The sequence below is a fragment of the Streptococcus jiangjianxini genome (genome assembly GCF_040225085.1).
Classification (GTDB): domain Bacteria; phylum Bacillota; class Bacilli; order Lactobacillales; family Streptococcaceae; genus Streptococcus; species Streptococcus jiangjianxini.
This window is the reverse complement of sequence record NZ_JBEHGL010000025.1, coordinates 16,708-28,364: the sequence shown is the minus strand read 5'-3', so window position 1 is coordinate 28,364 and position 11,657 is coordinate 16,708. Positions and strand designations below refer to the sequence as shown.

The following is an 11,657-nucleotide window of genomic DNA, read 5'->3' as shown; positions in this document are numbered from 1 at the left end:
CGACACATGGCTGAAATGCTGTATTTATCCTTGTTAGCAGTGATTATTTGCCTTTTTGTGCCATAATCACTGCCGCTTGCTTTAGGATGTCTAGCTGCATTTTGAGTTCTTTATTGTGCTTTCTAAGGGCTATTAGCTCTCGTTGTTCTTCTGTTAGATTATCAATCGATTTGAAAGAACCAGTTGTTTTAGCTTGTCTCACCCATTTGTCGAAGGTTGAGGGGGTTAAATCATATTCTTTGATGATCTCGCTACGTTTCATACCGGCATTGTGAAGGTCAACGATTTGTTGCTTAAAGTCATCACTAAATTGACGACGTACTTTTCTAGACATAAATTTCTCCTGTTTTTGATTACTATAGAACACTTTATAAATTCTGTCTAGTTTAGTATAACCGATTCAGAAAACAGAATTGAAGGCTATTGTGATGTCACAACTTATAGTTCCTTTGAAAACGCCAAAATCTCGTCATTTTAATTAGAAAAACCGAAATGATATTCTGATAAAGGCGCGTTTTGAAAAATTTGAACAAGTCTATGGGCAAAGATGAATGTATTATATGATGTTTAAAAGAATCTATAACTATTTTGGTCAATGTACATCTCATTCAACTAGACTTTAATCCTATCAGAAGAAAACCTAATAAAGGGGAAACTATTATAGAATATTACTGACCCTGAAGAAATTCTGAAATAGAATTGTTAGACTAGAAGCAAAAACAAAAGGAGTTAATATTATGAAAAAGAGAAACTTATTTGACGTTTTTTTATCATTGTTAATCGTTACATTCGGTAGTATTTTCATCTCATCACATATAAGTGCTAGTGAAAATAAAGAAATCGTTTATAATGTTTTAATCAATGAAAATGAATCTGTTGAATATGCTGAAAATATTTTACAAAAACAAGGCATTAAGGTTATTGATAAAATACCTGAAATAAATTTCCTAACTATCTCTACAGAAAAAAGCGCAGACACCATAAAAAAAGAAAATACTAACTGTATTGAAGATATAGCTGAAGATAATACAATGACTGTAAAACCCAATATTACTTATCTGTATGGCGAAAAGGTCTATTCCAATGATAATCTAGATTTTTGGAATAATCAATGGGATATGCAAAAGAGTATTAGCACAGGAAGCAAGTTTAACCATAAATCTTCTGGTAAAGCAACGATTGGTGTTATTGATTCTGGTGTCACATATGACAATCCAGATATTTATTCAAAGATTATTTCAGTACAAAACTTTACATCAAATTTAGATACTGGAGTAGTTGATAATCATAATGTTGTCGATAAAACTGGCCATGCAACATCTGTCGTTGGTCAGATTTCATCAAATGGAGAATATTTAGGAATAGCACCGGGTATGAAGATACGAATGTATCGTGTTTTTGATGAAGGAAATGCCCAAGACCAATGGATTTTAAAGGCGCTTGTCCAAGCAGCAAAAGATGATGTTGATGTTATTAATCTTAGTTTAGGAGAATATTTACTAAAAGACTCCAGCGATGAAGACGATAATACAGCCTTGATTAATATCTATCAACGAGCAATTAATTATGCCCATAACCAAGGTTCAGTTGTTGTTGCTTCGGTAGGCGATGAAGGGATGGATTTACAAGATCAAGCAGAACTAAAAAATTACCTTGGAAATTTAAGAGGAAAGGATTATAGTCAGGTTGACGGAATTGTACAAGACATTCCAGCTGAATTAGATAATGTTGTTACAGTTGGTTCAGTGGATGATAATGATCTTGTGTCTAGTTTTTCAAATCAAGGAAAAGATAATATAGATATCTATGCAACAGGAGGTGGAAGTCAAGAACTCTCTAAAATAGGATACGAAAAATGGGTGGATGAAAGATTATATGAAAAAGAATGGATTATTGTTCCCACCCTTGAAGGAAAGTATACTTATGCATATGGGACATCAATCTCAACCCCTAAAGTCTCAGCGGCTTTGGGATTAATCATGGAAAAGTATGATTTAAAAGACCAACCTGATGAGGCCATTCGAATATTATATGACAATTGTTTGCGTAGTAGTAATAAGAGTAATGGACAAATTAGGTTACTAAATATTACAAATTTTGTTCAATAAAGGTGTAAAATAGAAAGGAATAGGTATATTGAGGTGATAACATGTACAAAATATTAGTTGTAGATGATGATTATGAAATTTTAAAGTTAATGCGGACTATTTTCGAGATGAAAAACTATAATGTAACAACTTATCAGGAGATTAAATTTCCCATTGAAATCAATGATTTTAAAGGCTTCGATTTAATACTCCTTGATGTTATGATGCCTAATATTGATGGTTTACAAATTTGTAGATGCATTCGTGATTCAGTAACATCTCCAATTATTTTTGTAAGTGCCAAAGATACTGAAGATGATATTGTATCAGGATTGAATCTAGGTGGCGATGATTATATAGCAAAACCGTTTAGTGTTAACCAATTAGTTGCTAAAGTGGCTGCCCATTTAAAACGTGAAGATCGACATAAACTAGCAAAATTGAATGAGCCTGTCATCCGAGAACTACTACCGGTAACATTTTACCTTCAAGAAAAAGTAGTGTGTGTTAATAGTGAGCCAATTCCTCTTACTAGCAGGGAATATAGTATTTTAGAGCTCTTATCTAGTGAAACGAAAAAAGTTTTTACAAGGGAGGAAATTTACGGACATGTTTATGATGATGAAGCGGATACTTTATTTCATTCAATTTCGGAATATGTTTATCAAATTCGTGCTAAATTTTCTCGGTATGGGATTAATCCCATTAAAACAGTGAGAGGAATGGGATATAAATGGAATGACTAAAAAAAAATATTCAATGAAGCAGAGAAGTTGGAAAGTCGTTTTAGAAATAATTTTTGCAACGATTTGTAATGTATTGTTTATCCTATTATTTTCAACAGTCTTGTCTGAGCTAAGTCTTGTGACATATGGAACAGTAGGAATGGATTTTCCATTCCAGAATGAAATGACTTCTCGCGAGCTTAGTAACATAATTAAGCCCTATAAATATGATTTTATTATTTTCGATAAAAAGTCTTTAAAAATCACGCAAGGAAACTTTGTCAAGAATGAGCTGAATTACTATAAATTAGCTGTAAAAGAGCAAAAGAATACTAAAGTAAATCTGACTCACTATGCTCAGTTTCAAACCAATCAGAATATAATAGTGGTTCGTTATAATGAAGTGCCAGAATTTTCAAGTCACTACTTAAGAAAAATTCCATATAATTATCTTACTATTGCTTTATTTTTGTTTTTTTTAGTGACGACTGTTATTATTTGTTTGACGAGATATATTAAAGAAATATCCGATAATTTTAGAATGATACGAACTACTTCTGAAAAAATGGGGGACGAAGTATTACAAGTAAAAGATACTTCTTCACAAATAATTGAATTCGATGATATTTTAAGAACACTTCAAGAAAAAGGAAATGACTTAGCAGCACTTATTGAGACAGAAAAATCTGAGAAAAAAGATTTTTCTTTTCAAGTCGGTGCTTTGGCTCACGATATAAAGACACCTTTAACAGTTATGAAAGGAAATCTTGAATTACTTGAGATTACTAATTTGGATAATCAACAACTAGACTTTGTTCAATCGATGAATCACAGTATTAGTACTTTCGAAAAATACTTTAATTCAATGTTAAGTTATTCAAGACTTTTGATCGAAGATGGAAACTATCATGAAACAATTTATTTACCAGAGTTTTTAGATGACTTATTAGCGGAAGTGGAGGACATGATGATAACCAATCGGGTAGAATTTAGTCTTATCAATTCTACCCTAGTTCATAATTTTAAAGGTAATCATCTTAATTTAAGTAGAGCACTAATCAATATTTTAGCCAATGCCGCTCGCTATAGTGATGGTGATAAAAAAGTAACGTTATCAGTTGAAGACTCTTCAGATTTTCTTATTTTTAAAGTTTGGAATAATGGACGCGTTTTTACAAATGAAGCCCTTAGTAACGCTAATAAACTGTTTTATACTGAAAATGCAGGAAGAAATAATAATCATTATGGTATCGGTTTGTCTTTTGCACAAAAGGTTGCTCACAATCATCAGGGCAAACTAATTTTATCCAATCCTGCTGTAGGAGGTGCGCAGGTCAATTTATATGTTATGAAAAAGATTTAAGAATAAAAATGAAATATTTCCATATCAATATAAAAGATAGCATTCAAATTCGAATGACTATCTTTTTTCTGAACGAAATCTGAATAAGTAATACTATAATCAATACATAAGGTAAGGAGGAAGAAATTATGCACATAACAATTAAAAAACTTTCGAAAAACTATGGAGATAAAGATGTGTTAAAAGATATTAGCTTTGCGATACCATCAGGTAGCATTTGCGGTCTATTAGGGGTGAATGGTGCTGGAAAATCAACACTGATGAAAATTATTTTTGGCTTGGAAAAAGAAACAACTGGTGAGATACTGTTTGATAATTATAAACAAAAAGATGAACAAGATAATAATAAAATTGGGGCTTTAATAGACTTACCCGCTATTTATATGAATCTTTCTGCATTTGATAATTTAAAAACAAAAGCCTTATTATATGGTATTACAGATGAAAAAATTAGGGAAGTTTTAAAAATCATTGGTCTTGAAAATACTGGTAGGAAAAAAGCAAGTAAATTTTCTTTAGGGATGAAGCAACGATTAGGTTTAGGCATGGCCATTTTAACAAATCCAAAACTTTTAATTCTCGATGAACCAACTAATGGGCTTGACCCTGACGGAACAAGAGAATTGCTAGGTTTATTGAAATCATTGCAGGCAAAAGGTATGACTATCCTTATTTCTAGTCATCAGTTGCATGAGATAAGTAAGGTAGCTGATAATATAGTAATATTAAACAATGGTTGTATTTGTTACGATCAGCCAAATGATCATACTAATGATTTAGAAAATATTTTTTTTAATATTGTTCATGGAGGTCTAAAATGAAAGCAATTCTAAAATCTGAATTTTTAAAGATAAATAATAATAGCTACAGAAAATTATTGTTAGCATTACCATTTCTAGCAGCTTTAATTGCATTTCTACTGGTTGGGCCACAAATTTTAGAAAGTTTTACAATTTATTGGTGGGAAGCCTTATTTCTCTATGCATTAGTTGGTTTACTGTTTTTAAAAGATACAAAAAATGAACAAAGGGCAGGACGGTTTCAAAATGTAAATTTAGATAAACTGAGGTCAAAAATTCGATTAGCTAAGATGGTTTTAATAGCTCTCCAACTTATTGTAGCTAGTGTATTTTTGATGATTATTATTAAGATTATAGAAATCTTTTTATATCCTGAATTTATGTCTGTCAATACTTTCAGTGATGGGTTAACATTATTTATGATGTGGTTAAGTGTTTTGTGGAATATAGCATTTCTATACTACCTATCGGATAAGCTAAACCCCTACTTAATTGTTATTGGAAATACTTTTATTTGCTTATTAATAGCACCTTTAATGGCACAGACTAAGCTATGGTTTATTTTCCCTTATACATATCACTATAAGGTTGCACAGGTGATTATGCATTTGAAACCTTCTGGAGATTTGGAAGAACATTACGGAAATGGGAATTATTTTACAATTATATTATCTGTGCTTTTATCTATAGTTTTAACTTTGCTCATTAGTTATTTGATGAAACGAAAGAGGAGATACTTATGACGATGAAAATGATCCAAAGTGAGTGGATAAAGATAAGAAAATCATATCCAAGTTATCTTATCTTTGGTTTTACACTATTAGAGATAATAACTGTTTTACCATATTTAATAGTTGTAAAAGGACAAACAGCATTGGAAGCTGCTACTTATTTCCCTATGCTAGTACTAACAGTTATTGTTAGTCTTGTAAGTGTACTGATATATGAGCAAGAAGAACAGGCTAACCATTTTCAAATGTTAAGAAGGGAAAAGAGTCTTTTAAAATTATGGACATCTAAAATTATCATTTTAGATGTAGTATTATTATTACCAACATTTTTTCTTTGGTGCTTGCTATCTTTTATTTTTCATCAACCCTCCTTTCTCTCTATTGGTTTAGTGTATTGGCTATTAAGCATTCTCTTAGTTCATTTTCACTTATTATTGACTTTATTTTTAGGAAATAGTGGAAATCTTATCGTTGCTTTTATCGAATGTTTACTCATTATTTTTGCGACAAATAAAGTATTTTTAGGCATGTACTGGATCCCAGTAGCAATACCGGTTAACATGATTTTGATGCCTCTACATGGATACTGCATTAACTTAGTTTCGTTGCTTATTTGGATTGTATTATTATACACCAGTCAAATCTATCTATTAAAATATGCAAAGAATAATGTGCTAAAATAATAACTTTCATATTGGATAGTGAAAAAAAACAAGATTTACTAGAAACTTAAAGTGACCTCCAAAAAATTAAATATTATCTTTGACTCTGGTTAATCTCAAACTACAATAAAAAGCTTAGATAGACTAGACTGTAAATGCCTAAACAAACAGAAGGATATCCAATCGGGGTAATTTATTCTTTTTGGGGAGAAAGTTAGATGTACCAGCATATTAGAGATCTAAGAACCTGTATTCACAACATCATAGCACCTTTAAAATGCGATTAATGTGAGATAGTTTTAATAAAGTAACCTCTGATGACCCTGATGCTTAAACATCTTAGCCAATCTTCGAGAACTGTTCAATCAAGAGAAAGTTTGCTCGACGCCCAACGCTTTGAATGATTTGCTAGCTTCCTTTGATTTTTTCAGAAATATCTACTGGGCACTGAAACTCTCGTGCCATCACTTGACGAACCACTAAAATCTCCGACTTAGTATCATGACGATTAGCTGCCTGAACCACAATATCACGAATATTCCCCATGGATTCAAAAACGATGTGGTACATTCTCCCTTTGGTTTTTTACCGCCATCAATGCCACGCTCCTCGGCAGAATTTGTTGTTTTCACACTTTGAGAATCCATAATGGCCATAGATTGGAGAGACTTCTCTAACAGCTTTTTGTAGCTTTTTTAACAAGTTCTGACAAAATGGTATCCCACAGACCCCTTTCCTTAGCACGACGAAAGAAACTCCATACTGTTAAATAAGGAAGAAAGTCAGGGAAGAGCATACGCCATTGATAGCCAGTTTTAGTGATGACTAAAGTCGCATTAACAAGCTCTCGCTTAGCCCATTTATAAGTGCGGTGTTTGGAGAAATAGGGTTTAAGCTTAGCTCATTCTTGATCAGTTAAATTGAGATCAGATGCTTTTCTTATCATAACTTTAATTTAACATTGTATTGAGAAGAAGTTAATAAAGCTGAAACAGCAAGAAAGAGATATTATCCAGATGAAACTTGATGGTAGAATCAGCGATGACTTGTATGATGAAAAATTTCATGCTATCATGAAGGATAAAGAAAAACTATCAGCTTCAAAAGTAAATCTTGAGGTTAGGCTACGTACAGATTCAGGTGTTAAAGAACGTCTAGAGTTATTCAGAAACCTATTAAAATCGAAAAAACTCATTACAGATTTTGATCGAGCTGTTTTTGAGAGTTTGGTTGAAAAAGTTATTATCGGAGGGATTTCTGATGATGGAATTATTGACCCGGCAAAGATTACTTTTATTTATAAATCTGGAGATAAAACATCTTTGAATTCTAAAAATTTCAAAGATAAGCGTAAAAATGAGTCGAAGAAATCGTCACATGCTTCATTAGAATTGTGTAGCAATGATGAAAACGACGATGAAAAATTGTCTCCTCAGTCCGTGGACATCAAGGACAGAGGCTGTAGTGAAGTTAACTAAGCGGCAAAAATAATGGATATGGATGTCATTATTGGAAGAAGGATAGCGCTAGCAACAAGGTATTGAGTGATCTATTATCGAGGTGGATTTCGGCTAGAAAGGGTCATAACCCCAGACAGTTTTTGTGATTCATTGTCCCCTTAAGGGATAGTTACCTCTTCAGAGGTGTAGTTGTTGGAGAATAAAGTCTTTGGTAGAAAGTGACATCTGACATTTAGCTACTTTGACTTGTCAAAAGAAAGAATAGCAAGTCTTGCTCAATAGTTCTATACAGAAAAACTAGAAAATGCTAAACTGGTAGCGATCGGTTATTCGGTAGAAAAACAGTTGGTATGTATGGACAGAGTAGAGTCTTAACGACTTAGCAATCTGTCTATTACAGCCTTTCTCATTAAATGTTTGAGAGACCAAATCTTTTGTTTTTCCACGACTAAATAGAGACATCTCCGTGAAAAATCGCTTAACCTTTTGTTAAAACATTGCTCAACATAAACTTGCCACAGTAAGGAGTTCATGTGTTTACCCAAATAAATCATTTTTTAACTTATCAAGGTCTTAAGTACGTTAAACCAGAAAAAGCTGGTACAGAAGCAGCCGCTATGGAGGCGTTTAAGGCTCAGGGACAAGCTGCGCGTGCTGAAATGACGGCCTTATCAAAAGATTTGTCTCAAGCTTTGACTGGTTTTAAAATGGACCGTGTCAGCAATTGGGCTAATCAGGCTCAAGTAGGACGACCACATTTTTGGACTTACTTTCACAGCGTTGAAGACGAGGTGGATGCTGTTGGTTTTGCTATACGACTTTATGGTCAAAAAGATGATTTTGGTATCTCTGTTGAAGTCAGCTTTATTGAACGTAAAAAATCAGATGAAACACTGGCTAAACAGGCGAAGGTCTTAGATGTTCCGATAACTGAGCCACTCTATTATTTAGTTCAATCCAATGGAGTCAGCCATCGTGAGGCTGGTACGGAAAGCAATCGGCAGAGATTAGTGGCTGCTCTAGCTGCAGGAGAAGTTCGAAAAGTTTTAGTCAAAAAGGATATTCCTATGAGTGATCAAATGACTAGCCAAGAACTTCTCCCTAAGCTGTTGGAAGCCTTTGAAGACTTGTCACCATATTATGAAGCCACGAAAAAATGAGCTCCAAAAGGAACTCATTTTTTATTTTGGAGCGATGACATCAGCCCCGCCCATATAAGGACGAAGAACTTCTGGAATGGTTACAGAACCATCTTCGTTTTGATAATTTTCAAGAATAGCTGCAACGGTGCGTCCAACTGCAAGGCCAGAGCCGTTAAGGGTATGGAGAAGTTTGACCTTTCCATCAGCTTCGTCGCGGTAACGAATTTGTGCTCGACGCGCTTGGAAATCTTCGGTATTTGAACACGAAGAGATTTCACGATAGGTATTTTGAGCTGGAATCCAAACTTCTAAATCATAGGTTTTTGCAGCTGAGAATCCCATATCACCAGTACAGAGAGCGAGGACACGATATGGCAAGTTTAGTTTTTGAAGAATGTTTTCAGCATCAGCTGTCATCTTTTCCAATTCATCATAAGATTCTTCAGGTTTGGCGAATTTGACCATTTCAACTTTATGGAATTGGTGGAGACGGATGAGTCCACGAGTGTCACGACCAGCAGATCCAGCTTCAGAACGGAATGATGGGCTCATAGCTGTGAACTTGATTGGCAATTCTTTACCGTCAATAATCTCGTTACGGTAGTAGTTTGTGAGCGGTACTTCTGCAGTCGGGATGAGAATGTAGGGACTATCTGCTAATTCAAAGGTGTCTTCCTTAAATTTTGGGTATTGACCGGTACCAAACATAGAGTCATGATTGACCATATATGGAGGAATAACTTCTTGATAGCCTTCTTTAGCATGTTCATCCAACATAAAGTTGTAAAGGGCGCGCTCTAAACGAGCACCTAAGTTACGGTAAAAGAGGAAGCGAGTTCCAGTGACTTTTGCCCCACGTTCCCAGTCAAGAATGCCTAAGTTTTCACCAAGGTCCCAGTGTGCTTTTGGTTCGAAGTCAAAGTCACGAGGAGTTCCCCAACGACGAACTTCAATATTTTCTTCCTCATCAGCACCAACGGGTACTGAATCGTGCGGCGTATTTGGTAAGGTGGTAATAATGACAGTTAACTTTTCATCAATATCAGCTAATTCAGTATCAACAGTCTTGATGTCAGCAGATACTTTTTGCATAGCAGCAATTTGTTCAGAAGCGTCCTCTTTGTTACGTTTGGCTTGAGCGATCTTATCTGAAGCAAGGTTACGTCCAGCTTTTAATTCTTCTGACTTTGTTAAAAGTTGACGACGTTTGGCATCGAGTTCTTTTAATTCAGTCAATGTCTCAGCAGCAACACCACGAGTTGCTAATTTTTCCGCAACAGTATCAAAATCATTGCGAATACGTTTAATATCTAACATAAATACCTCCTATTTAGTAAAAAAACACAATCTGTTTGCTGTTGGAGCGCTCGTTTGCGCGGTTCCATCCAACTTCACAGATTGTGCACTTAATTAATATCAACAGTAATATCACGGTAGAATTTCATAAAGCAAAGAGATCTGCTCACAGCAACCGCAGACTTTCTGAACACTTGGCAATACTACTTATCCGTTGGTGTTATTATACACAAAAGAGGAGTTGGTGTAAACCCAAAAACAAGGATTTCTCTTATCTAAGTGAATTATGTTAAAATAAAGGCATGGAAAAGAGAATTTATAATGCAGGAATTGACTTTTTAAGAATTTTTGCTATGTTTATGATTGTTGTGACGCATGTTCTAGGTAAAGGGGGAGTCCGCGATTCTGTTGCTGGTACAGTGGACCTCCATTTTATACAGACATGGATTATTCAAGCTAGTGTCTACGTTGCTGTAAACTGTTACGCATTGATTAGTGGCTATGTTGGTTTTCGATCCCATTTTAAGTATTCAAAAGTAGTTAATTTATGGCTTCAGGTAGCCTTTTATTCCATCGGTATCACCTTATTTTTCCTTCTCTTGGGTAAGGATATTGGCGCCAGTGATTGGTTAGGGGCTTTTTTCCCAATCATAAGGGGGCAATATTGGTATGTTACCGCGTATTTTGGACTGATGTTGACTATGCCATTCTTGAATATTGCTCTTCCGAGGATGGAGTTGTCGGATCTAGGTAAAATGATAGCGACTGGTTTTATGGTCTTCTCATTATTGCCAGTATTATTGGATACCAGTGTTTCGGAATTTTCTTTATCTAAGGGATTTAGTATGACCTGGTTAATTTTGCTTTATGTCGTCGGAGCCTTTTTAGCACGAATTGACTTAAAAAAATACAATAAGCCTCTTATCTTGATAGGTATTTATGCTTTATCAATTGCAGCAACCCTTATTTTGAAGTATGCTGTCAGTGAGAAGTGGTACTGGTATACTTCGCCAACGATTACTTTAGGAGCGCTAGCCCTCTTTGTTTTATTTGTTAATTTGAATATTTCACCATCAAGTCCATTAGTCAAATTCATTAGGTTCTTTGCTCCAGCAACCTTTGGGGTGTATTTGGTTCATCTGCATCCCTTAGTGGTTAAATTTGCCATGCGTGATTTTGCAGAAAACTTTGTGGACCAGTCTCCACTGGTCTTTCCAATCATAATATTAGGTGCCAGCTTCCTAATCTTCTTAGGCTCTATCTTAGTTGAAAAAATGAGGATTTGGCTTTTTAAAACCCTTCAAGTGGCAAGATTTTCCGCTAAAGTTGATGATTGGTTGACCTTCAAAAATAAAGTCAAAAAAATATAAGGGAACTATATATCTATTTAC

General features: G+C 34.4%; 11 protein-coding genes and 2 pseudogenes. 9 read left to right on the top strand and 4 right to left on the bottom strand.

Going from position 1 to position 11,657, the window contains the following annotated elements:
• Nucleotides 1–334 (bottom strand): annotated as a pseudogene (locus ABP870_RS09710) (transposase); the annotation flags it as partial.
• 403 nt (nt 335–737) lie between these two features.
• Between ABP870_RS09710 and ABP870_RS09705 the strand changes: the two are divergent.
• The 6 genes from ABP870_RS09705 (at nt 738) to ABP870_RS09680 (ending at nt 6,389) form a co-directional block, all read left to right on the top strand.
• Nucleotides 738–2,108 (top strand): S8 family peptidase, encoded by a 1,371-nt coding sequence (locus ABP870_RS09705; protein WP_350015192.1) that lies wholly within the window; start codon nt 738–740, stop codon nt 2,106–2,108.
• Nucleotides 2,109–2,149: 41 nt separating this feature from the next.
• Nucleotides 2,150–2,833, top strand: coding sequence for a response regulator transcription factor (locus ABP870_RS09700; RefSeq protein WP_350015191.1), 684 nt, complete (start codon nt 2,150–2,152; stop codon nt 2,831–2,833).
• The gene (locus ABP870_RS09695) at nt 2,826–4,175 is read left to right on the top strand and encodes a sensor histidine kinase (RefSeq protein WP_350015190.1); all 1,350 of its coding nucleotides are present in this window, start codon (nt 2,826–2,828) and stop codon (nt 4,173–4,175) included. Before ABP870_RS09700 ends, ABP870_RS09695 begins: the two co-directional genes overlap by 8 nt.
• Before the next feature lie 128 nt (nt 4,176–4,303).
• Complete coding sequence (locus tag ABP870_RS09690; RefSeq protein WP_350015189.1) at nt 4,304–4,996, top strand: ATP-binding cassette domain-containing protein; 693 nt, start codon at nt 4,304–4,306, stop codon at nt 4,994–4,996.
• Complete coding sequence (locus ABP870_RS09685) at nt 4,993–5,718, top strand: lantibiotic ABC transporter permease (RefSeq protein ID WP_350015188.1); 726 nt, start codon at nt 4,993–4,995, stop codon at nt 5,716–5,718. The genes ABP870_RS09690 and ABP870_RS09685 overlap by 4 nt, the downstream gene beginning before the upstream one ends.
• Nucleotides 5,715–6,389 (top strand): ABC transporter permease, encoded by a 675-nt coding sequence (locus ABP870_RS09680; RefSeq protein ID WP_350015187.1) that lies wholly within the window; start codon nt 5,715–5,717, stop codon nt 6,387–6,389. The genes ABP870_RS09685 and ABP870_RS09680 overlap by 4 nt, the downstream gene beginning before the upstream one ends.
• A gap of 387 nt (nt 6,390–6,776) precedes the next feature.
• On the opposite strand, the gene ABP870_RS09675 is transcribed toward ABP870_RS09680, so the two are convergent.
• Together ABP870_RS09675 and ABP870_RS09670 are read right to left on the bottom strand one after the other, a co-directional pair.
• Nucleotides 6,777–6,938 (bottom strand): hypothetical protein, encoded by a 162-nt coding sequence (locus tag ABP870_RS09675; RefSeq protein WP_350015186.1) that lies wholly within the window; start codon nt 6,936–6,938, stop codon nt 6,777–6,779.
• A gap of 103 nt (nt 6,939–7,041) precedes the next feature.
• A pseudogene (locus ABP870_RS09670) lies at nt 7,042–7,254 on the bottom strand (transposase); the annotation flags it as partial.
• Between the two features lie 130 nt (nt 7,255–7,384).
• On the opposite strand from ABP870_RS09670, the gene ABP870_RS09665 reads away from it, so the two are divergent.
• A complete protein-coding gene (locus tag ABP870_RS09665; protein WP_350015185.1) occupies nt 7,385–7,846 on the top strand; it encodes a recombinase in 462 nt (153 codons plus the stop codon).
• Between the two features lie 515 nt (nt 7,847–8,361).
• A complete protein-coding gene (locus tag ABP870_RS09660) occupies nt 8,362–8,988 on the top strand; it encodes an HI_0552 family protein (RefSeq protein ID WP_350015184.1) in 627 nt (208 codons plus the stop codon).
• Between the two features lie 21 nt (nt 8,989–9,009).
• Here the strand turns inward: ABP870_RS09660 and serS are convergent, their stop codons facing one another.
• A complete protein-coding gene (serS, locus tag ABP870_RS09655) occupies nt 9,010–10,287 on the bottom strand; it encodes a serine--tRNA ligase (RefSeq protein WP_350015183.1) in 1,278 nt (425 codons plus the stop codon).
• 281 nt (nt 10,288–10,568) lie between these two features.
• On the opposite strand from serS, the gene ABP870_RS09650 reads away from it, so the two are divergent.
• Complete coding sequence (locus tag ABP870_RS09650) at nt 10,569–11,636, top strand: acyltransferase (RefSeq protein WP_350015182.1); 1,068 nt, start codon at nt 10,569–10,571, stop codon at nt 11,634–11,636.
• Nucleotides 11,637–11,657 lie beyond the last annotated feature (21 nt).